This is a genomic window from Streptomyces adustus, assembly GCF_009377175.1.
In the GTDB taxonomy this organism is placed as follows: domain Bacteria; phylum Actinomycetota; class Actinomycetes; order Streptomycetales; family Streptomycetaceae; genus Streptomyces; species Streptomyces adustus.
This window is the reverse complement of record NZ_VJZD01000545.1, coordinates 1-1,268: the sequence shown is the minus strand read 5'-3', so window position 1 is coordinate 1,268 and position 1,268 is coordinate 1. Positions and strand designations below refer to the sequence as shown.

The following is a 1,268-nucleotide window of genomic DNA, read 5'->3' as shown; positions in this document are numbered from 1 at the left end:
TACGCGATCACCGCGTCGTTGTCGGTGTGGTGGAAGCGGAGGTTGCGCAGGCGGTGGAGGGCGGGGTGGCGTCGGCGGATGTCGTTGAGGCGGGTGAGCAGGGGGGCGATGGTGCGGCCCTCGCGGGCGGCGGCTTCCCAGTCGCGGGGGCGCAGCTGGTACTTCTCGGAGTCGAGGTACTCCTCGCTGCCGGGGCGCAGCGCGGTGTTCTCGCAGAGTTCGTAGCCGCTGTAGACGCCCCAGGTGGGGGAGAGGGTGGCGGCGAGGACGGCGCGGGTCTCGAAGGCGGGGCGGCCGCCGTCCTGGAGGTAGGCGTGCAGGATGTCGGGGGTGTTGACGAACAGGTTCGGCCGCATGCAGGCGGCCGCGTCGCCGGAGAGTTCGGTCAGGTATTCGGTGAGTTCCTGCTTGGTGTTGCGCCAGGTGAAGTAGGTGTAGGACTGCTGGAAGCCGATCTCGCCGAGGGTGCGCATCATCGCGGGGCGGGTGAAGGCCTCGGCGAGGAAGATGACGTCCGGGTCGGCCGTGTTGATTTCGCCGATCACCCGTTCCCAGAAGACGACCGGTTTGGTGTGGGGGTTGTCGACGCGGAAGATGCGCACGCCGTGGTCCGTCCAGTGACGCAGGATACGTACGGTCTCGGCGACCAGGCCGTCCATGTCGGCGTCGAACGCGATGGGGTAGATGTCCTGGTACTTCTTGGGCGGGTTCTCGGCGTGGGCGATGGTGCCGTCCGCGCGGTGGTGGAACCACTGCGGGTGTTTCTCCACCCAGGGGTGGTCGGGGGAGCACTGGAGGGCGAAGTCGAGGGCGATCTCCAGACCCTCCGCGCGGGCGCGCGCGACGAAGTGGTCGAAGTCCTCCAGGGTGCCCAGGGCGGGGTGGACGGCGTCGTGGCCGCCCTCGGGGGAGCCGATCGCCCAGGGCACGCCGACGTCCTCGGGGGCGGCGGAGAGGGTGTTGTTGGGGCCCTTGCGGTAGGTGGTGCCGATGGGGTGGATCGGGGGGAGGTAGACGACGTCGAAGCCCATGGCGGCGATGGCGGGCAGCCGGCGGGCGGCGGTGCGGAAGGTGCCGTGCGGCTGGGCGGGGGTGCCTTCGGAGCGGGGGAAGAACTCGTACCAGGCGCCGTACAGGGCCCGCTCACGCTCCACCAGCAGCGGCAACGGCGCGCAGGCGGTGAGCAGTTCACGCAGCGGATGACGGGCCAGGACCTCGTCCACCTCCGGCGTCAGCGCCGCCGCCAGCCGCGCCGCCACCGGCAGGGA

General features: G+C 70.7%; 1 pseudogene. It reads right to left on the bottom strand.

The annotated features are described in order from the left end of the window. A pseudogene (locus FNH09_RS46440) lies at positions 1 to 1,268 on the bottom strand (alpha-1,4-glucan--maltose-1-phosphate maltosyltransferase); the annotation flags it as partial.